Source organism: Micromonospora sp. NBRC 110037 (assembly GCF_001652995.1).
Taxonomy (GTDB): domain Bacteria; phylum Actinomycetota; class Actinomycetes; order Mycobacteriales; family Micromonosporaceae; genus Micromonospora; species Micromonospora chalcea.
Genome location: NZ_BBVA01000002.1, coordinates 815,203 through 835,011, shown reverse-complemented (window position 1 = coordinate 835,011; position 19,809 = coordinate 815,203). Strand labels below are relative to the sequence as shown.

15 protein-coding genes are annotated in these 19,809 nt (G+C 72.6%); 8 read left to right on the top strand and 7 right to left on the bottom strand.

The window, feature by feature from the left end:
* Nucleotides 1-37 precede the first annotated feature (37 nt).
* The gene (locus tag A4R25_RS02945) at nt 38-1,732 is read right to left on the bottom strand and encodes a bifunctional 3-(3-hydroxy-phenyl)propionate/3-hydroxycinnamic acid hydroxylase (RefSeq protein WP_064445506.1); all 1,695 of its coding nucleotides are present in this window, start codon (nt 1,730-1,732) and stop codon (nt 38-40) included.
* Nucleotides 1,733-1,848: 116 nt separating this feature from the next.
* Nucleotides 1,849-4,989 (bottom strand): BTAD domain-containing putative transcriptional regulator, encoded by a 3,141-nt coding sequence (locus A4R25_RS02940; RefSeq protein ID WP_064445505.1) that lies wholly within the window; start codon nt 4,987-4,989, stop codon nt 1,849-1,851.
* Nucleotides 4,990-5,243: 254 nt separating this feature from the next.
* Here A4R25_RS02940 and A4R25_RS02935 point away from each other — a divergent pair, with 254 nt between their 5' ends.
* Nucleotides 5,244-6,071, top strand: coding sequence for an SAM-dependent methyltransferase (locus tag A4R25_RS02935; RefSeq protein ID WP_043322995.1), 828 nt, complete (start codon nt 5,244-5,246; stop codon nt 6,069-6,071).
* On the opposite strand, the gene A4R25_RS02930 is transcribed toward A4R25_RS02935, so the two are convergent.
* The 3 genes from A4R25_RS02930 to A4R25_RS02920 form a co-directional block, all read right to left on the bottom strand.
* The gene (locus A4R25_RS02930) at nt 6,051-6,869 is read right to left on the bottom strand and encodes an endonuclease/exonuclease/phosphatase family protein (RefSeq protein ID WP_231915417.1); all 819 of its coding nucleotides are present in this window, start codon (nt 6,867-6,869) and stop codon (nt 6,051-6,053) included. The genes A4R25_RS02935 and A4R25_RS02930 overlap by 21 nt on opposite strands.
* A gap of 157 nt (nt 6,870-7,026) precedes the next feature.
* Entirely contained in the window at nt 7,027-7,677 is a 651-nt protein-coding gene (locus A4R25_RS02925; RefSeq protein ID WP_064445503.1) for a M23 family metallopeptidase, read from the bottom strand.
* A gap of 48 nt (nt 7,678-7,725) precedes the next feature.
* On the bottom strand, nt 7,726-8,118 hold the full coding sequence (locus A4R25_RS02920; protein ID WP_043329945.1) for a VOC family protein: 393 nt from the start codon (nt 8,116-8,118) through the stop codon (nt 7,726-7,728).
* Between the two features lie 817 nt (nt 8,119-8,935).
* Between A4R25_RS02920 and A4R25_RS02915 the strand changes: the two genes are divergently transcribed.
* From A4R25_RS02915 to A4R25_RS02885, 7 genes are read left to right on the top strand one after another with little or no spacing between them, the layout of a single operon-like run.
* On the top strand, nt 8,936-10,117 hold the full coding sequence (locus tag A4R25_RS02915) for an aminotransferase class I/II-fold pyridoxal phosphate-dependent enzyme (protein ID WP_197494843.1): 1,182 nt from the start codon (nt 8,936-8,938) through the stop codon (nt 10,115-10,117).
* A complete protein-coding gene (locus A4R25_RS02910; protein WP_064445501.1) occupies nt 10,114-11,100 on the top strand; it encodes a UbiA family prenyltransferase in 987 nt (328 codons plus the stop codon). The genes A4R25_RS02915 and A4R25_RS02910 overlap by 4 nt, the downstream gene beginning before the upstream one ends.
* A 1-nt stretch (nt 11,101) precedes the next feature.
* Nucleotides 11,102-12,151 (top strand): thiamine-monophosphate kinase, encoded by a 1,050-nt coding sequence (locus A4R25_RS02905; protein WP_064445500.1) that lies wholly within the window; start codon nt 11,102-11,104, stop codon nt 12,149-12,151.
* Complete coding sequence (locus A4R25_RS02900) at nt 12,151-13,146, top strand: NAD(P)-dependent oxidoreductase (protein ID WP_043322983.1); 996 nt, start codon at nt 12,151-12,153, stop codon at nt 13,144-13,146. Before A4R25_RS02905 ends, A4R25_RS02900 begins: the two co-directional genes overlap by 1 nt.
* On the top strand, nt 13,133-14,053 hold the full coding sequence (locus tag A4R25_RS02895) for a diacylglycerol kinase family protein (protein WP_043322980.1): 921 nt from the start codon (nt 13,133-13,135) through the stop codon (nt 14,051-14,053). The genes A4R25_RS02900 and A4R25_RS02895 overlap by 14 nt, the downstream gene beginning before the upstream one ends.
* Nucleotides 14,054-14,073: 20 nt before the next feature.
* Nucleotides 14,074-15,390, top strand: a complete 1,317-nt coding sequence (locus tag A4R25_RS02890; protein WP_064445499.1) for a glycosyltransferase — start codon at nt 14,074-14,076, stop codon at nt 15,388-15,390.
* Complete coding sequence (locus A4R25_RS02885; protein ID WP_082930893.1) at nt 15,387-16,577, top strand: acyltransferase; 1,191 nt, start codon at nt 15,387-15,389, stop codon at nt 16,575-16,577. The genes A4R25_RS02890 and A4R25_RS02885 overlap by 4 nt, the downstream gene beginning before the upstream one ends.
* Before the next feature lie 65 nt (nt 16,578-16,642).
* Here the strand turns inward: A4R25_RS02885 and A4R25_RS02880 are convergent, their stop codons facing one another.
* Nucleotides 16,643-17,983 carry a cytochrome P450 gene (locus A4R25_RS02880; protein ID WP_197494842.1) on the bottom strand — a complete coding sequence of 447 codons (1,341 nt, stop codon included), beginning with the start codon at nt 17,981-17,983 and terminating at the stop codon, nt 16,643-16,645.
* A gap of 151 nt (nt 17,984-18,134) precedes the next feature.
* Nucleotides 18,135-19,790, bottom strand: coding sequence for a glycoside hydrolase family 43 protein (locus tag A4R25_RS02875; protein WP_187692950.1), 1,656 nt, complete (start codon nt 19,788-19,790; stop codon nt 18,135-18,137).
* Between the last annotated feature and the right edge of the window lie 19 nt (nt 19,791-19,809).

Sequence of the window (19,809 nt, the reverse complement as noted above, 5' to 3'; positions counted from 1 at the left end):
ATGATAGGAGCGGGAGCCACGGGCACCGGGGCTCAGGTCACGAACCCGGCGCCGCAGCGAGTCCCGCTGTGTCCGCCCGGCTCCGGCCTCCGTGCGGCGCCGCGCCGAGCGCGTCGGACAGGTCCCGCCCGGCCTGCTCGATCCCACCGGCAGCCACCATGGCGAACACGAACCGGTCCGGCCGCAGCACCACCAGGTCGGCGCCGTGCCGTCGCAGCCACCCGCCGAGCACCCCATCGGCGTCCACCACGTCGACCTGGTCCGGCCCGCCGGGTGCCGGAGGGCCGGCAAGCGGATCCGGCAGGTCGGCGAGCGACGTACCGCTCGGGTGGACCGCGACGAACCGCGCCGACCGCCACGCTCCGAGCGGGTTGTCCACGCCGGCGCGGCCGAGCACGGCGAAACCGTCGCCGAGCACCTCGTCGAGCAGGCGCTCCCCGGGCGCGCCCGGGACGAGGACCCGCGGCTGGGGGAACATCGTCCCGACCACGCCGGCGCGCCGCCCGCCGGCCATCAGGCCCCGCCGGTACGCCGGCACCGGCTTGAACTCGAAGCGCTCCACGAACCGCCGCACCCGGGGGATCGTCTGCACCGCCCGCAGCGCGGCGTCGCGCATTCCGGCGGTGACCCGGTTGCGGGCCAGGAAGACGTGCCCCAGCCGGACGCTCGTGCGCGCCATCTCCACCGTGTGCGGGCGCCGCTCGATCTCGTACGTGTCGAGCACTGCGGCGTCGGCGACGCCGGACAGCACCAGCGACAGCTTCCACGACAGGTTCGCCGCGTCGCGCAGGCCGCTGCACAGTCCCTGGCCCATGAACGGCGGCATCTGGTGGGCGGCGTCGCCGAGCAGGAACACCCGTCCCTCCCGCCACCGTCGCGCGATGAGGTGGTGGAAGGTGTAGACCACCGCGCGGGTGACTGTGAACCGGTCCGGGTCGACGTACGGCGAGACGAGCGCGGCGACGGTCCCGGGCCGCTGCATCTCGTCCTCGGTCTCCCCCGGGCGCAGCATGAACTCCATCCGGTAGCTGCCTGCCGCGCCCGGGGACACGAACGCCGGACGCCGCCAGTCGCAGACGAACCGGGTGTCCCCGACCCGTACCGCGTCGGGCGGCACGTCGCCGGAGACGGCCAGCCACGGCTCGGCGTAGCTCGCCCCGGACAGCGGGATCCGGACGGCGGCGCGGGTGGCGCTGCGCGCGCCGTCGCAACCGAGCACGTACCGGGCGCGGACCGTCCGCCGCTGCCCGGTGGCCACGTCGGACAGCAGCACGGTGACCCCGTCCTCGTCCTGGGTGAGGCCGACCATCTCGGTGCCGAGCGAGAGCTGCACGTGCGGGAACCGGTCCAGCCCGGTACGCAGCGTGTGTTCCAGCCGCGGCTGGTCGAAGAAGCGCAGCGGCGCGTGCCCGTACCCGAAGTCCGTCTCGGACAGCGCCATCCGGGCGAAGACCCGGCCGGCGCCGTTGACGTATTCCACGAGCGGCGGCGCGACAGTGGCGTCGCGGATCTCGTCGAGCAGGCCGGCCTGCTGGTAGATGCGCATCGCCTCGTCGTCGCAGGAGAAGGCCCGCGGCTGGCCGTGCGCCGTCGCACTGCGCTCCACGACGAGCGTGCGGACGCCGCGGGCGCCGAGCAGGTTCGCGGTGAGCGCGCCCACCGGCCCGCAGCCGATGACGGCGACGTCGACCTCCTGGACGGCCTGGCGATCCGGCGGCTGAACTGATCCCATCGTGATGCCCTTTCGGAACGTGGTCCCGGACGGCTCCGGCCGTCCGACGCCGACCAGGGCACCAGCCCGGCGTGGAAAGGGTGTGGAGAAGGCGTGGAGGCGGGCCGCCACACCGGTCAGAACGTCGCGAACCGCTGCCGCAGCAGTGCGGCGCCCTGGTCGGCGGCGATCCGGGCGCCGAGGTCCCACTCCGCGCGGTCGCGGCGCGCCACCCCACGGATCCGGTGCAGCTCCGCGACGACGACGCGCTCACCGAACCGGTCCGCCACGGCCAGCCCTTCCTCGGCCAGCGTCGCGGCGGTCTCCGCGCGACCGGCGGTCAGGTACGCCTCGGCCATCGCGGCACACGTGATGGTGCGGGTGGACCGCAACCCGGGACGGTAGAACCCGTCGGCGGCGGCGCGCATCGCGTCGAGCCGGCCGTGGTCGCCGGCGCGGGCGGCGGCCCACTCCAGGAAGTACGCGCCGGTCGCCGTCATGTGCGGCAGGCCAGTGGCCCGGCCGATGTCCCGGCACCGCCGTCCCGCGGCGTCGGCCGCGTCGACGTCGTGTTCCTGCATCGCCAGCCAGGCCGCGTAGAGCGCCGCGTTGGCCCGGCCGTACGGGTCGTCCAGTTCCTCGGCGAGAGCCTCGGCGTCGGCGATGTCCGCCCGGGCGCCGGCCGGGTCGCCGCGCATCGACCGCACGAGCGCCCGGAAGTTGTGGCAGGCCAGCACCGGCCGCCGGCCGACCTCCCGGCGCAGCAGCGCCCGGTCGACGGTACGCAGCCGTTCGATGCCGGCGCTGAGCCGCCGCTCGGCCTCGGCCTGACGGCCGGTGAAGTAGCCGACCGCGCCGAGCAGGTACTCACCGGCCACGGCGATCAGCCCGCTGCCGTCGTCCGCGGACCGCACCAGGCGCCCGGCGAGGTCGGCGCAGATCGCGAACTCGGCCCGGTTGGCGGCCAGCTCACCCAGCGCCCAGAGCGCGTGCCGGAGGTCGGTGTCCGGCCCGACGAGCGTCAGCAGCTCCCGGGCGCGGGCGCAGACCTGGTCGACGGCGTCGCTGCCGACGCCGACGGTCATCTGCAACAGCGCCGCGCGGCGCAGCTGGACGGTCAGTTCGGTGGACGCCGCGTCGGGCGAGGTCTGCGCGGCCGGGGCCAGCCGGTGCGCGGCGCGTTCGAGGTGGCCGAGCGCGTCCTCGTAGGCGACCCGCCGCGTCGCGTCGTCGGCGGCGCGCAGCGACCACCGCAGGTGGTCCTCGCCGTGTCCGAGGCCGATCGCCTGACCGTAGTGGCGGGCCAGCTCGGCCGGCGCGACACCGGCGGCCCGCTCGTACGCGCGCGCCAGCCGGGCGTGCAACGCGGCCCGGCGCGGCGGGACCAGCTCGGCGTAGGTGACCTCGGCGATCAGCGGATGGCGGAACGTGACGGTGCCCGGCCCCGCCTCGGTGACCAGCGCGGCCGTGTACGCCGGGGCGAGCGCTTCGGCGAGCGCCGGTGCGGTGGTGTCCAGCGCCGCCGCCATCACCTGCAGGTCCAGGTCGTGTCCGGCCACGCTGAGCAGGTCGAGGCAGCGTCGGGCGGGCTCGGGCAGCCCGACGAGCCGCAGCCGTACCGTGTCCCGGATGCTCGGCGGCAGTTCCGCGTCGGCCGCCGCGTCGGTGCGGGACCGCAGCAGCTCGGTGAGGAAGAACGGGTTCCCGCCGGTGCGGGTGACGAGGCGGGCCACCACCGGCTCCGGCGGCGCCACCCCGGTCCGGCGCCGGACGAGGGTGGCGACCGAGGAGGCGTCCAGCCCGGCGAGCCGGAGCTGACCGAAGTCGCGGCCGCGCGCCAGCTCGGCGACCGTCGCCACCAGGGCCGGGTAGTGGTCGTACGGACGGAGCGTGGCGACCACCAGCGCCCGGGACGTGGACAGCCCGGCGGAGAGGTAGCGCAGCAACAGCAGCGAGTCCGGGTCGGCGGCGTGCAGGTCGTCCAGCACGACCAGCAGGCCGTGCCGCCGGGCCGCCGCGTGCACCAGGCCGGACGCCGCCTCGTACACCTGGAACCGCGCCGTGGGGTCGAGGCCGCCGCCTTCCGCGGGGCCGGGCAGCGATCCGGCGGCGAACCCGCCCAGGCGGCTCGCCGAGCCGGTGGCGCCGGCGTCCGGCATCGCCGCGAGCGCGCGTACCACCTGGTTCCACAGCCAGAACGGTGGCGCCTGCCCGACGTCGGGACAGCGACCCCAGACGACCGGCACGCCGCCGGTGGCGGCCCGGTCGCCGAGCGCCGCGGCGAGGCTGGTCTTGCCGATGCCCGCCTCCCCCACCACTGCCAGCACCCGCCCGCCGCGCCGGGTGGCCGCGTCGAGCGTCTCCCGCAGCAGCGCAAGCTCGGCGCCGCGCCCCACGAGCGGGTCCGCGTGCCGCCGCGGCGACTCCGCGGCCGGGCCCGGTTCGGGTTCGGCCGGCGCCGGCGCGGGCCCGGCCGCCCGCACGACCTGCCGGCCGGCCACCGCCGAGGGTCCGGGCTGCGCCGGTACGGCCTGCTCCAGGATCAGCCGGTGCGCCGCCCGCATCTGCTCACCGGGGTCGAGGCCGTACTCGGCGGCGAGGAACCGGCGGCCCTCGTCGAAGGCCGCGAGCGCCTCGGTCTGCCGGCCGGACCGGGACAGCGCCAGCATCAACTGCGCGCGGGCCCCCTCGCGCAGCGGATTCGCCGACACGAAGCGGCGCAGTTCCGCCAGCAGCGGCGCGTGCCGGCCGGCCGCGACGGCAGCCGTCAGGCGGCCCTCCTCGGCGGTGAGCCGCAGCTCGGTCAGCCGCGCCACCTCCGGACGCACCGCGTTCAGCTCGCCGACGCCGGCGAGCGGTTCGCCCCGCCACAGTGCCAGCGCCTCGGCGTACGTCCGCTCGGCGACCGCCGGCTGCCCGGCCGCGAGCGTGTCCGCCGCCCGGTCCACCAGGCGTCCGAATCGGATCGCGTCGACGGCATCGTCCTCGACCCGCAGCTCGTACCCCCGGGGGCGGCTGCGCAGGACGCGCGCCGGCTCGCGGTGGGACCGCTCGGGCTCCACCGCCCGGCGCAGTCCGGCGACGTAGGTGCGCAGCGTCGTGTGGGCGCTGGCCGGCGGTCGCCCGTCCCACAGCGCCTCGACCAGCCAGTCGGCGGCGACGAACCGGTTCGGCCGCAGCAGGAACAGGGCCAGCAGGGCCCGCTGCTTCGGCCCGCCGAGCGGCACGCCTCGCCCGTCCCGGTCGATGCCGGGCGGACCCAGCACCCGGAACCGCACGCCATCACCCTTACGACGATGTTCACCTGTCCGATGCCGAGTATGGCAGTGTGAACGCCACATCGGACATCGGCGAACCGGTTCCGGCCCGGCGCGTTCCGCGTGTCGCACGGTGAACGTGCTGGTGACGGGCCGACGCCGTGGGAGCGGTACCAGCCGGGGCCACAATTCGGGCCGTCCGGTCGCTACACTCCCCGAAAACGCCCGTAACCCCACCGGCGGGCGGCGCTGATCAGAATCGAATGGAGACGCCTGTGACCCGCGACAAGGCGGCACCCCCCGGCATCGACCTCAACGTTCCCAGCGTCGCCCGGGTCTACGACTACTTCCTGGGCGGCAAGGACAACTTCGAGGTCGACCGGAAGGTCGCCGAGCACGCGCTGCGGATCACGCCGGACGGGCCCGCCGCCGGCCAGGCCAACCGGGCGTTCCTGCGCCGGGTCATCCGGTTCCTGGTCACCGAGGCGGGCATCGACCAGTTCCTCGACCTCGGCTCGGGGCTGCCCACGCAGGGCAACGTGCACGAGGTCGCCACCGAGCACAACCCGGCCGCCCGGGTGGTCTACGTGGACAACGACCCGATCGTGCTGACCCACGGGCGGGCGCTGCTCGCCGCGGAGGGCACCGCGACGGTGATCCAGGCCGACGTCCGGGCACCGCAGGAGATCCTCAACGACCCGGACGTCCGCCGGTTCCTCGACTTCGACCGGCCGATCGGGTTGCTGCTCTTCGCGATCCTGCACCACCTCGGCGACGACGAGGACCCGGGCGCGGTGGCGGCGGAGCTGATCGACGCGATGCCGTCCGGCAGCTACGTGGCGATCTCGCACTTCCGCGACCCCGGCGAGCGCGACCCGGAGGGCTCCCGCAAGGCGCGCGAGGTCGAGCGGGTCTTCAACGAGTCGCTGGGCACCGGCCGCTGGCGTACCGACGAGGAGATCCTCGCCTTCGCCGACGGGCTGACGGTGCTGGAGCCGGGGCTGGTGCCGCTGGCCGAGTGGCGTCCGGATCCGGGCGCGCCCGCGCCGCAGCAGACCGACACCTACCACACGTTCGTCGGGCTACTCGCCCGCAAACCGTAGGTCCGTCGCGGGCTCGCCGTCGATCGACACCGTCGCCAGCAGCGCCGGATGGTCGGTCGTCCCGCGCATGTCCACCGGCCGGTGGCAGCAGATGGTGACGTCGCCCGTCGTCACCATCTGCTGCCGGGCGCCGTCGTCGATCCGCCGGTAACCCGCCGGCACGCACGACCGCACGTCCGGCGTGCCGCCGACGCGCAGGTTGAGGTCACCGGCGAGCACTGTGGGCGCGTACCCGCCGTCGCGGCGGATCGCCGGCACCACCGCGCCGACCAGTTGGGCGCACTGGGCCAGCGCGACCTGACCGCTGGTGTTCGCCAGGTGCGTGGTGCAGGCGTGCAGCAGCCCGGCGGCCCGCAGGCAGAGCCAGACCCGCTCCTCCGGGTCGGCGAAATCCTGCGCCGGGTAGGTGCCGCGGTGCACTGTGGGCCGCGCGCCGCGCGCGTCGAGGCGGGTCAGCAACCCGATCCCGTACGGCTGGCCGTTGTTGCAGTAGGTGGGCCCGGCGTTGGGGCGGTCACCGGCGGCGTGGAACGCGGACACCACCGTGCCGCCGGGACGGGCGGCCCGCAGCGCGCGCTCCAGCGTCTCCACGTCGTCGCGGCAGATCTCGTTGAGCGTGACCAGGTCGGGCCGCTCGACGGCGATCACGTCGGCGGCCTGGCGGACGGCCCGGCCGGTGTAGCAGCCGGCCCGGCCGCTGTTGCAGAGGTTCATCTGGAGCACCCGCAGCGTCCCGGACCCGGGCTCGCCGAGCGGCGCCGACCCTGCGGGCAGCCCGGCCACGACGAGCAGGCACACCAGCGCCAGCGCCCGGCGGGCACGCCGGGCGGGACGGGTGGCGGGCTGCCGGGACAGCGGGGCTCCAGCGGGTACGGGCGGCGGGTGCCGGTGATCCTATCGCCGGGACCGCTCTCGCCGCCGTCCGGCGCGACCCCGGTGGTACGCCGAACCGTGGCTACCGGCGACCCTGGTCGCAGTTCGCGCTGGTCAGCCGGACGGTGTACTCGCGGTCGTCGGACGTGATGCCGGACGGCACGCCGTCGAAGTGGGCCTCCACCTTCTCCCAGCCCCGGCGCTGCTCGTAGTGCAGGTGCGGGGCGCCGGAGTTCCCGGTGCTGCCGACCCGCCCGAGCTGATCGCCGCGGGCCACCCGCTGACCGGCCTCGACCAGCGGCGGTTCGAGCAGGTGCAGGTACTGCGTCTCCCACTTCCCGCCATGGTCGATCTTCACCCAGTAGCCGCCGCCGCGCCCCTTCGGCCCGTTCGGGTCCTGCGGGGTGCGACCACCCAGGGAACCGTTGACCCCGGCCACGGTGACGGTGCCGGCGGCGGAGGCCAGCACCGGCCGTCCCCACGCCTCGCCCCGGGCCGGGAACAGGTCGATGTCGTAGTCGTCGTGCCCGGGATAGGTCGACAGGCGCCACGTCTCACCGCAGGCCACCGGGAGCTGGAAGGCCGGTCGAGGGCCCGGCGGCCGCAGCAGCGGCACCACGACCACAGCGACGGCGCCCAACGCGGCGAGGACGCCGGCGACCAACGCGACGCGGGCCAGGGGGCGGCGCGGCCGACGGAGGGGACGTGGGTCGCGCGGACGCTGGGTGCTCATCGCTTCGAGCATGACACGGGCCATGCGGACGCCTGCGTGGCCGCGCGCCTACTCCCACGCCTGGGAGAGGGACTCGAAGGTCTTCGGATCGCTGTGGCACGGGATGACACACACGAGATGACCGCCCGGAGCCCGTAAGGTGATGCACTCCAGCCAGCGGCCGACCTCGACAGCGCCGAGGGCGATCAGCCGGCGCGCTTCGGCCTCGACGTCGTCGGTCTCGATGTCGACGTGATATCGAGCCGGCTCGTCCACGGACTGGATCGCGAGCACCAGGCCGGGCAACGCGCCGTGCAGAGAGGTGAACTGCGGCTCGTCGGGGACTGTACGTGCCGGAACGCCGAGTGCCGTCGACCAGAAGGCGGCGGCTGCGGGCGCCTCACCGCCCGGCACGTCGATCAGGATCGTCGAGAGTCTGCTGCGATGCGCCACGACGATCATTATCCACATTCTCCCGCCGATTCGCCTGCCCGATGCGCGACCGGTCAAAGCCGGGCAGCCGGAACGAAGATGCGGGTTATTCATCGACGACTATTCGTTGATCTTGTCGAACCGGCCGGATGGCCCCTGTTCAAGCCCTCGATCACCGCCCTGCGCACCGCACCGGAAGCCGGCGTGGACCCCGCGCCCGGGAGGAACCGACGCCCGAAGCGGGGTGGACTCGCGCTGCGGATCCGGCGTAGCATCCTGCCCCAGAGAGATCGCTTAGCGATTCGCCGCTGATGAATGTCGACAGCGGAACGGGGGAGGTACCGGTCTATGTGTTGCCGTCGAAATACCGTTTTCATCGGGCTGCTGTAGAAGCGCGTCTTCTGGTTCTGGTCCTGGCTTCCGAGAGCCTTCGCAAGCCTGATGGCCTGATGCCGGCTGATATCGCCGGCCCCGGATCGAAGTGCAGGCCGCGGTGCCCGGATCACCCGCTCGCATTCGGAATGGCCGAACCGCGGCCGGCGGCCGTCGTTCACCCGGGCGAACCCGCCACCGGCGTGTCGGCGCGCCGTTGCGCCAGGCCGCCGGGCAGGTCCGGCCACCCTGCGGCGAGAGCCCGGGCCCGCCTCGGCGGGCACCCACCCGCAGAGCCTCCGTACGCCGTCCGCGTCCGATCGCCCACCTCCCTCCGCACAGCGGTTCCGTGCCGGCCGGAACCGGTCGGCGGTGCGCCGCCGTCCGGAGCGAGTTCGCCGACAGCTGGGGCAGCAGGTCCGCCCGATGACCTGATGCACACGGGGTACCAGACGAGAGGGGTTACGCGAACGTGGTGACAGTGGACATCTTCGGCCGCTGCCGGTCGTACACCGAGAGCAGGGAGGCTCGCGCGGCCAAGCTCTACCCGTACTTCACTCCTTTCGAGGGGCAGGACGCGACCGTCGCGCAGACCGGGGACGGCGACATCCTGATGTGCGGCTCGAACAACTACCTCGGACTCACCTCCCACCCCCAGGTGAAAGCAGCGGCGCAGGCGGCGATCGAGGCGTACGGGTCGTCGCGTACGGGCTCTCGGCTGCTCAACGGCAACACACCTCTGCACGAGGAACTGGAGCACGAGCTGGCCGAGTTCCTCGGCATGCCGGCCGCTCTGGTGTTCCCGACCGGCTACCAGGCGAACGTCGGAGTCATCGCGTCGCTGCTGTCTCGTCACGACGAGGTCATCCTCGACCGCGAGGCGCACGCCTCGGCCTACGACGGCTGCGGCATGAGCCGTGCGAAGACCCGCCGGTTCGCCCACAACGACATGGCCGACCTGGAGCGGCAGCTGGCGGCCGGCCCCTCGGACGCCGGCCGGCTGGTCGTGGTCGACGGCGTCTACTCGATGGCCGGCGATCTGTGCCCGCTGAACGAGGTGGTCCGGCTGTGCCGGCAGTACGGCGCCCGCCTGCTCGTCGACGACGCGCACGGCATCGGCGTGCTGGCCGACGGCCGGGGCACCAGCGCCCATTTCGGCGTCACCGATCAGGTCGACCTCGTCACGGTCACCTTCAGCAAGTCGTTGGCGTCGATCGGCGGCGCGGTGCTCGGTCCGGAGGATGTCATCGAGTACCTCCGCCACCACGCGCGCAGCCTCATCTTCAGCGCATCCGCGCCGCCGGCGAACCTGGCCGCCGCCTACGCCGCGTTGCGCATCCTGCGGGCGGAACCATGGCTGTGCCGGCAGGCGGTCGAGAACGCCTCGTACGTGCGTCGCGAGCTCACCGCCCTGGGTTACGACCCGATACCGAGTGAGACGCCGATCGTGTCGGTGCGGCTCGACGGCGTCCAGCAGACCCTGCTCGCGTGGCGCAGCCTGCTGGACCACGGCGTGTACGTCAACGCCGTGGTCCCCCCGGCCGCCTCGCCCCGGCTGCGGGCGAGCTTCGCCACCACGCACACGTCGGAGCAGCTCAAGCGCGTCGTCGCCGCGTTCGCCGAAGTCCGCGACCTGATGCACCTGGAGGACCGATGACCGTCAGCCGGCTCGAACCCGCAGTCAGCACCCGGGACCTGCTGGTGGCCTGGGCGCGGATGTGGCGGCTCCACTTCGTGCCCTTCTCGCTGTCGGCCGGTCTGGTCGGCATGACGGCGCCGCCGGTCGGGGCCAGCGCCGCGAGCATCGTGATCGGGCTGCTGTTCTGCACCCTCGGATACGGCGTCGGCGTGGTGATGAACGACTGGTTCGACCGCAAGGCCGACGCCGTCAACGCGCCGGACCGCCCCTTCGTCACCGGGCTGATAAACCCCCACGTCGGGCTGGGGCTGACGCTCGCGCTGTCCACCGCGCTGATGCTGGTGGCTGTCGTGGCCGCACCGACGCTGGCCCTGTGGAGCGTCATCGCGATCGGCGGTCACCTGGTCTACTCCTGGACCAAGCGCATCCCCATGCTGGGCAACCTCGTCAACGGCGTCGACATGGCGCTGTTCACGGTGCTCGGCGCCGTGGCCGTCCGACCCGACGCGGGATGGCTCGACATCCCGGCGGTGACCTGGTTCCAGACGGCGCTCGTCGCGGTCGCGTTCAGTGGCTTCTGCCTCGTGGGGTACTTCAAGGACATCGAAGGCGACCGGGTCGCGGGCTACCGGACGCTGCCGGTGGCCATCGGGACCAGGGCCTCCAGCCGGATCGCCGTGGTGTTCCCGGTCGTGGCGGTGGTGGCCGCGGGCGCGGCGGCCGTGGCGGGCGCCGATCGCGCGGGCGCCTATGCCGAGGTCGTCTTCTGGGCGCTGCTCGTCGCGTCCGGGCTCGGGTTCACGCAGAGTCTCGTGACGCTCATCAGGGCGCCGGAGACCCGCGCGTACGAGGCGCTGGTCTGGTTCATCAGGGCGACCACGCTGTTCTTCCTGTCGCTCGGCGCGCTGCACCGGCCGACGCTCTTCCTCGTCGTCGCCGTTCCGATGATGGCCTATCTGGAGCTGACGTTGCGCGCGACCCAGTCTTCCCGGCAGGCATGACATGACCTCCACCGCCTGGAACCGGCTGTCCCTGAACGCGGCCGAGGGCAGCCTGATCACCGCGATACGCGAGTGCATGGTCCGGTCGCCCCGGCAGCTCAACAACGCCTTCGAGGCCGACGCCGAACTCCTCGATCTGGGCGCCGGCGGGCTCCTGGCACTGACCGTCGACACGTTGAACGACGGCGCCGAGCTGGCCACCGCCACCACACCGTACGCGAAGGGGTGGTTGACCACCACCGTCAGCGTGAGTGACCTCGCCGCGGTGGCCGCCGACCCGGTCGCCGTGCTCGTCTCCTGCTCGCTGCGCCGGGACAGATGGACTCTCGAGGACGCCCGCGAGTTCGGGCGCGGCGCGTCCGAGGCCGCCGAACGCTACGGCTGCCACGTCGTTGGCGGTGACACGAACTGGGCCAACGAGGAGAGCTTCACCTCGTGTGCCCTGGGTACGCTGCGCCGCGGTTCCGTCCTGAGCCGGCTCGGCGCCCGGCCCGGTGACGCGCTCTACGTGACCGGTCCGGTCGGCGCCGGCAACGCGGTCGGATTCCGCACCCTGGCGCTGGGCGGCACGGCGGCGGGCGAACCGTGGCTGCCCGAGGCGCGGGTGGCCGCGGGCGATCCACTGCGCCGGTACGCCCGGGCGTGCATCGACACCAGCGACGGCCTGTTGAGCGCGGCGGTCAGCCTGGCCGAGCTCAATGGCCTGGGGGTCGAGGTGGTGCTGCACGACGAGATGTACGCGCCGATCGCCTCCGCCGTCGCGGAGGCGGCCCACCTGCCCCGGTGGTGCTCGGCTGCCGCGGAGTGGGGCGAATTCGAGCTGCTGTACGCGATCGATCCGGCCGACGCGGAGCGATGCTCCCGGGCGATGTCGGAGCGCGGCCTCCAGCCCGCGCACGTGGGACAGTTCGTCGCCGGCCCGGAACTGCTGCTGATCGACGAGTCAGGCCAGCGCCGGGACCTGCGCAACCTGCTGCCGCGCATGCGGGCGCTCGACCCGGCCGGGTCGTTGCTCGCCGACCTGCGTGCACTGCTGACGGGCGGCTCGTGATGGGGTCCCGTGTCGCGCTGGTGACGGGTGTCACCGGCTGCGTCGGCCGCGCGGTCGCGGCCGCGCTCGCGGAGAACGGCTGGTCGGTACGAGGGCTGGTGCGGACGCCCGCACCGGACCACGCGACGTACGCGGCGCACCTCGGTGACCTGACCGATCCGGAGTCGCTGCGTGGCTCCTGCGCGGGCGTCGACCTCGTGGTGCACGCGGCCGCCGATCTGACCGACTGGCGGCCCGGCCCTCGCATCTGGCAGGTGAACCGGGACGGCACCCGGGCGGTGCTGGACGAGGCGCGACGCTGCGGCGTCTCCCGGTTCGTCTACCTGAGCACCGTCGACGTCTTCGGTTTCGACGCCGCGAAGGTCATCGACGAGGCGTCACCGCGGCGGGTGCCGCGATACCCGTACCCGCTGTCGAAAGCTGCCGGGGAAGACGTGGCGTGGTCGTACCACGGAAACGGCCTGGACGTCACTGTGGTGTACCCCGCCTGGGTCTTCGGACCCGGTGACCGCAATTTCCTGCCCGAGCTCGTGCGCGGACTGCGAGACGGCAAGCTCGTCCAGTTCGACCGCGGCGCGCCCCCGATCGAGTTGACGTACAGCGCGAACCTGGCCGACGCGATCGTGCTGGCCGGCACCGCACCCGGGTGCGCGGGTGGGCGGTTCATCGTCGGCGACTCGTACGGCCTGACCCTGGGGCGGCTGTTCGCCGCGGTGGCCGAGCGGATCGGGGCAAGGCCACCGACCTCGTCGGTCCCGTTCGGCGCGGCGCTGGCCGTGGGCGCGCTGTCCGAACTGGCCGGGCTCGCCGGCATCGGCACCGGGTCGGGCCGGCCGTTGCTCACCCGTTACGCGGTCCGGTCCGTCGCCGGAGGAATGCGGTACGACGTCGGCCGGATCCGGTCGATCGGCTATTCACCACGGGTCGGCTTCGCGGAGGCGCTGAGCCACTCCCTGGCGGACCTGACGAAGGAGCAGGCACATGGCGGCCGGTGAGCGCGGCCCGGCCGTCTGCATCGTCAACCCCGCTTCCGGGGTCCAGCGCGGGCGCACGATCGAGCAGCGGATCGCCACCGAGCTACCCGAGGCGGACTGCTGGTTCACCCGCCACCCCGGGCACGGCATCGCGCTCGGGCGACAGGCGGTGGAGGACGGGTACGGCACGGTGGTGGCGGTCGGTGGTGACGGCACACTGTCCGAGGTCGCCAACGGGGTGCTGGTGGCGGGCGGGGAGAAGGTGCGGCTGGCGTACGTGCCGGCCGGCACCTGCAACGACTTCGCCCGCGGCCTGCGGCCGGTCGCCGACCTCGGCGGTCTGCTCGACCGCGCCCGCGACCGGGAGACCGATGTCGGCGAGGTGACCTTCACCCGGCCCGACGGCACCCGGGGCCACAGGTACTTCCTCGTCAGCTGCACGGTCGGGCTGATCAGCGTGATCGGCCAGCGGTTCACCGAGAAGACACCCGCCAACCGGGTCCTCAAGCGGCTCAACCTCCAACTCGCCGAGACGGCGTCCAGCATCCGGACGCTGGCCCGCTGGCGGCCCGTCGCGGTGCGGCTGGAACTCGACGGCGAACCGTCGCACCAGATCATCACCAATCTGGCCGTGCTCAAGGTGCCGTACTTCGCCGGCGGGCTGACCTTCGGCCGCGCCGAGCCGCCGCGGGCGGGTTACCTGGACGCGGTCCGGGTGGCCGGTGTGGGCCGGGCCGGCGTGGCCGGGCTGATGTGGCGGGTGTTCCGCGGCGCCGCCGCGGGACACCCGGCGATCCACCGGCAGGAGGTGCGCACCGTGCGTGTCGACGCGGACAGTCCGCTGCCGGTGGAGGTGGACGGCGAGATCGTCGGACGTACCCCGGCCGAGTTTTCGATACATCAGTCGCGTCTGACGACTGTGGTATGAGCCCAGCGAGGGAGCGAGACATGCCTGCCCCGAACACGTTCCACATCGGACTGGTGGTCCCCGACTACACCGGTCAGCTCAGCCCGATGGCGACGCTCGGCAGGGAACTGCTCCGACGCGGCCACCGGGTCACCCTGGTCTCCCTGCCGGACGCCGGGACGAGGTCGTTCACGGCCGGGTTCGCCTTCGCACCGATCGGCGAGCGCGAGTTTCCGGTCGGTACGCTGGCCCGCTTCTCCGAGGAACAGGGCCGGCTGACCGGTCTCGCCGCGATCCGTTTCATCGTCCGCGGTTACGTACGGGAGGTCGAGGTCCTCCTACGGGACCTACCGGGGCTGGTGCAGCGGCACGGCATTGACGCGCTGCTGGTGGACCAGGTCTACGGCGCGGGCAACTCCGTCGCGGAACACCTCGACCTTCCGGTCGTGAACGTCTGCAACGCGCTGGCGCTGAACACCGAGCCGGGTGTACCACCGTTCATGACGGCGTGGCCGTACCATCCCTCACTGCTCGCGCGCGTGCGCAACATGCTGGGCGACCAGGTGATCGCCTGGGTCATCCGGCCGGTGGTGCAACGGATCAACGAACGTCGCGCCGCATGGGGCCTGCCGCCGGTCAAGGGAGTCAACGACGGCTCGGACCTCGCCCAGATCACCCAGCAGCCGCCGTTCTTCGACTTCCCGCGCACCCGGTTGCCGGACACGTTCCACTACACCGGGCCGTTCCATGACGAGGACAGCACCGAGCCGGTGTCCTTCCCGTGGGAGAAGCTCGACGGTCGCCCGTTGATCTACGCGTCGATGGGCACCCTCCAGAACCGCCTCCCGCACATATTCCGGGCGATCGCCCAGGCGTGCTCCGGACTCGACGCGCAACTGGTCGTCTCCCTCGGCAGCACGGATGTCGAGCCGCCGGCCGACCTGGCCGGCAACCCGATCGTGGTGCAGTACGCACCACAGCTCGACCTGCTGGCGCGGGCGTCCCTCGTCATCACGCACGCCGGAATCAACACCACGCTGGAGTCCCTCGCCCACGGCGTGCCGATGGTCGCGCTACCCGTGGGCAACGACCAGCCGGGCGTGGCGGCCCGGCTCAAGTACCTCGGCGCGGGCGAGTTCATCCCGGTGCACAAGGTGACTCCGGGGCGGCTTCGTGCGGCCGTCGACAGGGTGAGCGGCGACCCCGCCTACCGGGCGAAGGCCCAGCACTACAAGCGCAGGATCGCGGAGTTGGACGGCGTACGGCGCGCGGCCGACATCGCGGAGCAGGCGTTCCGGACGCGCCGGCCGGTACGCCGACAGGAGTTGTCCGACACCACGGAGGGTGGCCGCCGATGACACAGCAGGCGGGCCGCATGGCCCGGCAGTTGCCGACGCTCAACGGGTTGCGGGGGATCGCGGCCGTGACGGTCTTCTTCTCCCACACGACGTTGTTCGGCTTCTTCGCCGACGGCCGGATCGACGACTGGTGGTTCGCCGTCCTCAGCCGGACCGGCTCTGCCGCCCTCGGCTTCTTCTTCATCCTCAGCGGCTTCGTCCTGACCTGGTCGGCTCCGGAGCACGAGCCGAAGCGCCAGTTCTGGCGCCGCCGGGCCGCCCGGATCCTGCCGAACCATCTGGTCGTGTGCGCCGTGGTCGTCGTTCTCATGGTCCTGATCCGGGGCGGCGCGCCGCTGTGGCCGACGCTGGCGAACATCACGCTGGTGCAGAGCTGGATTCCGGACGAGTTCATCTTCAACGGAATCAATCCGCCGAGCTGGTCGCTGAGCTGTGAGATCTTCTTCTATGCGTCGTTCCCGTGGCTGCTCGCCGGGTTCCGGCGGCTCTCCGCCGTCTGGCTCTGGTGGATCGCCGGTGGCATCGTCGCCGCGATGCTCGTCGCCCCCGTCGTCTCCACGGCGTTCCTTCCCGCCGAGCCGACGTACACCTATGCGGATGCGGCATTTCCGCAGTTCTGGTTCGTGCAACAGTTTCCGCTGATCCGGATGCTGGACTTCCTCCTCGGGATCGTCATCGCCCGGCTCGTCATGCAGGGCCTGTGGTTCCGGCTGAGCCTGCCCGCCGCCGCACTTGTCACGCTGGCCTTCTACGGCGTCTCCGAGGTCGTGCCGCTGCTCTACTCGGTCGTCGCGGCGATGGTCGTCCCGCTCGCGCTGCTGGTGGCCGCCGCAGCCCGGGCCGACGTCGAGGGGCACCGCTCACCACTGCGCGGGCCGGTCGCCGGCTGGCTGGGCGACACGTCCTTCGCCTTCTATCTCATCCACATCCTGGTGCTGTACGGCGCCGGCAACATGTCCGCGAACGGCTTCGGTGTCGCCGCTGCGCTGGCCGTCATGGTCGGCGCGTACCTGGTGACGCTCGGCCTCGCGTCGCTGTTGCACGTCAGCGTGGAACGGCCGATGATGCGCCGGTTCGCCAGGCCCCGCAGGCGTGCCGCCGATCCCCGGCCCGCCGCGGTGACTGGCGCTCCACCAGCCGTCGAGGCGGTGCCCGCCGCGAAGGGCGAAGGGTCGCGGGTCACGTAGCGACCGACCTTCACCGGAGCCGGACGCGCCCTGGCTGACCCCGTCGGATCAGCCAGGGCGCCGGTTCACCGGACGGTCAGCGTGGCCCGGACCGCGCCGGCCGGACGCAGAGTGACCATCGGTACGAGCTCCAGCCTCTCGTCGCGCGTGTCGACGCGATAGCGGGCGAGCAACGCGCTCAGCAGTACGGTCATCTCCAGCAGCGCGAAGTGTTCCCCGATGCAGCTACGCGGCCCGCCACCGAAGGGGAAATACGCATAGCGCGGTCGCTCCTGCCGGCCGAGGAACCGGTCGGGCTCGAAACGCTCGGGGTCGGGCCAGAACTCCGGGTGCCGGTGCGTGACCCAGGGAGCGAGTACCACCTTGGTGTTGGCGGGAATCCGGTGACCGGAGACGACGACGTCCGTCTCGGACATCCGCTCCATGCTGTACACGGGCGGGTACAGCCGCATGCCTTCCAGGACCGCGGCCCGCACCAGTTCCCCGTCGCCCGTGGCGGCATCGGCCGCGACCCGCTCCTGCACGTCGGGATGGCGGCCCAGCAGGTGCATGGTGAAGGCCAGCCCGGCCGAGGTCGTCTCGTGGCCGGCGAGCAGGAACACCAGGACCTGGTCCCGGATCTCCTCGATGGACAGCGCCTGCCCGGTCTCCGGATCCTCGGCCGCGAACAACCGGCTGAGCAGATCCTCCTTACCCTCCCCGACCGCCCGGCCCTGTCGATCGGCGATGATGCGGTCGACGATTTCGTACTGACTCGCGCGTACCTGCCCGATCCGGCGTGCCCGCGGCGTCGGCCAGCTCAGCGGCAGCTTGACCACCTGCAGGGCGCGCGCCAGCGCGAGGTCGCCCAGAATCGGCATGAGCTCCTGCAGACGGGGTACGACCTCGTCGATGTCGTCGCCGAACAGCGCCCGGCCGACGACACGCATGGTGTAGCGCTGCATCACCTGGTAGAGGTCCACGACGGATCCCGTGGTGAGCGCCATGTCGTCGGCGACGCGGGCTGCCTCCTCGGTCATCAGCTCGGTGTAGCGGGCCACCCGGCGCGGCGTGAACAGCGGTTGCAGCGTCCGCCGCTGTCGCAGCCACCGGTCTCCGTCGCTGGTCAGCAGGCCCTCGCCGATGAACTCGCGGAGGATCTCGTACGCGCTCGCGCGGCGGCTGAACACCTGCGGCGTGGTGAGGACCTGGTGGATGCCGTCGGGGTGGTGCACGTTCACCACGTCCATGCTGACGGCGCGCGGTCCCTGGGGCAGTCCGACGTGGTACGCCACCACGTCGCCATACGTGTGGAAGCCGTCCAGAATCGTGCCCAGCAGGTCGCGGCGCAGCGCCGGCAGCATGCCGAGGAGCGGATGCCCGGCCGGACCCGGCACGACGGCGGCCTTTGACAATTGCGTCGTCACGATGATCCCCCGTTCGATCGATCGACGTACGTCGACCATGTTTCCACGTGCCGCGCCGAGACGTCGACCGACCGGGTGCGCAACGCGACGCGGCCGGGCGCGGACGCCGGGGACGGCGCACACACCCGGCCGCGATCAGGCCGGCCACTACTCACCAGGAGCGGTACGAGGCCCAGTCGAAGTCCGCGTATCCGCCTTCGGCGCCCAGGTCCTGTACCCACAGGCCGACGAACGCGCCGGTGAAGCCCCAGCCCTCCGGCTCACCGTCCACGAGCGTCGCCGCGTACTCGTCGGACAGGATGGTGGCGTCCAGTTCCGCCGGCAGCCCGATCCAGTGCGCCGCGCCGGCTGGTTGATAGGCGAACGTGACGCGGGGACCGTCGAAGGTGACCCGCAGCGTGATCTCCCCCGCTTCCGGCAGTTCGACGCGGCACGCGTCGTGCATGGCCCGCCGGCCGTTGTCGGACGACATCACCTCGAGTACCGGCCGCCCGTCGTCGTCGGCGGTCACGTAGGCGAAGTGCCAGTTGCGGGTGTTGTAGTAGGCGGTGACGCCGGCGAGCTGGCGGTAGTTGGCCGGCTCGAAGCGCATGTGCGCGGTCAGCTCGCACTGCTGCGCGGTCACACGGCGCGCGACCAGGCTCGGACGCTGGCGGCCGACCGGCGACTGCCCGCCCTGGATCCGCAGGTACGACGGACGCGACGTGAGGTCCACCCAGTCCGCAGTGGCGGGGCGGCGCAGCGTCGACCACTCCGGGCCGAGCACCGGCCCGGTGAAGTCGTCCCGGTCCTCCGTCGGATCCTCTGCCGGCTCGGCTTCGCCTGGCACCGGCACCGTCACCGCCGGTACCCCGCCCTCGATGCGCGGCCACTCCCCCTCCGGCCACTGCACGGCCTGGATCGCGGTCTCCCGGCCGAGCACGCACCGGCCGAGTGGGGTGTACGGCCGGGCGGTCAGGTGCGCCAGGTACCAACGCCCGTCCGGCGTGGACACGAGACTGCCGTGGCCGGCCTTCTGCAGCTCCAGCTCGGGACGACCGTGCGAGGTGAGCATCGGGCCGGCTGGATCGACCTCGTACGGCCCGAACAGGCTACGCGAGCGGGCCACTGTCACCTGGTGCGTCCAGGACGTGCCACCCTCCGCGGTCACCAGGTAGTACCAGCCGTCCTTCTGGTACAGGTGCGGCCCTTCGGTGACGCCGACCGTGGTGCCGTGGAAGATGACCCGTTCGGCGCCGACGAGGCGACGGGCCTCACGGTCGTACTGCTGAATCTGAATGCCGGCGAACCGGTCGCGGCCGGGCCGCCAGTCCGCGGTCATCGACAGCATCCAGGTCGTGCCGTCCTCGTCGTGGAACAACGCCGCGTCGAACCCGCGCCCGTGCAGCACCACCGGATCCGACCAGGGCCCGGCCAGGTCGGACGCGGTCACCAGGTAGTTCTGGGGATCCCAGTAACCGCTGGCGAAGCTGGCGACGTCGGCGTAGAGGAGATGGAATTCGCCATCCACATAGGACAGATCGGGCGCCCAGACGCCACAGGAGTCACCCGCTCCGGTGAGGTCGAGAAGACGCCGCTCGGTGAGGACGCCGCCGAGCGGGCGCCAGTGCACCAGGTCGGTCGAGTGGTGCAGGCGGACACCCGGGTACCACTCGAAGGTCGACGTCGCGATGTAGTAATCGGTGCCGACGCGCAAGATCGACGGGTCGGGGTTGAAGCCGGGAAGAACCGGATTTCGGATCAGACGGCCGCGCACCTCGCCGCCGTGGGGCCCGGCTGTTTCGGGGCTCTTTGTTGCGGTCGTCATGTCGCTTCTCCGTAGCGGT

Coding starts and splice junctions, on each gene's coding strand:
- A4R25_RS02945 (WP_064445506.1), bottom strand. CDS start 1,732: ATGGGATCAGTTCAGCCGCCGGATCGCCAGGCCGTCCAGGAGGTCGAC.
- A4R25_RS02925 (WP_064445503.1), bottom strand. CDS start 7,677: ATGAGCACCCAGCGTCCGCGCGACCCACGTCCCCTCCGTCGGCCGCGC.
- A4R25_RS02920 (WP_043329945.1), bottom strand. CDS start 8,118: ATGATCGTCGTGGCGCATCGCAGCAGACTCTCGACGATCCTGATCGAC.
- A4R25_RS02910 (WP_064445501.1), top strand. CDS start 10,114: ATGACCGTCAGCCGGCTCGAACCCGCAGTCAGCACCCGGGACCTGCTG.
- A4R25_RS02905 (WP_064445500.1), top strand. CDS start 11,102: ATGACCTCCACCGCCTGGAACCGGCTGTCCCTGAACGCGGCCGAGGGC.
- A4R25_RS02900 (WP_043322983.1), top strand. CDS start 12,151: ATGGGGTCCCGTGTCGCGCTGGTGACGGGTGTCACCGGCTGCGTCGGC.
- A4R25_RS02895 (WP_043322980.1), top strand. CDS start 13,133: ATGGCGGCCGGTGAGCGCGGCCCGGCCGTCTGCATCGTCAACCCCGCT.
- A4R25_RS02890 (WP_064445499.1), top strand. CDS start 14,074: ATGCCTGCCCCGAACACGTTCCACATCGGACTGGTGGTCCCCGACTAC.
- A4R25_RS02885 (WP_082930893.1), top strand. CDS start 15,387: ATGACACAGCAGGCGGGCCGCATGGCCCGGCAGTTGCCGACGCTCAAC.
- A4R25_RS02875 (WP_187692950.1), bottom strand. CDS start 19,790: ATGACGACCGCAACAAAGAGCCCCGAAACAGCCGGGCCCCACGGCGGC.